Genomic DNA, 239 nt, shown 5'->3' on the forward strand with positions numbered 1-239 from the left:
CTCGTTATTTACGGCTAAAAGCTGAAGACGTGCTGATAGTTGAAGCCAATGCTGAAACTATTCAGCAGGTAATTGACGGAACCGGACTGGAGCTCAATGCCGAAGAGGAAATTGATGACCGCTTTTTAAAATCCGACGACATTACGGTTATTGAGGGCATTGTCGGACATGACTCTCGCCTTATCGGCCGCTCCGCTGCCGACATTAAACTGCGCAGCCGCTACGGTATTAATGTACTG

1 protein-coding gene is annotated in these 239 nt (G+C 48.1%); it reads left to right on the top strand.

From position 1 onward, the window contains the following. A partial coding sequence (locus SB749_RS20730) for a hypothetical protein (RefSeq protein WP_410711976.1) occupies positions 1–239 on the top strand: 239 nt, incomplete at both ends.

This window comes from Brevibacterium sp. SIMBA_078 (assembly GCF_046534565.1).
Classification (GTDB): Bacteria; Actinomycetota; Actinomycetes; order Actinomycetales; family Brevibacteriaceae; genus Brevibacterium.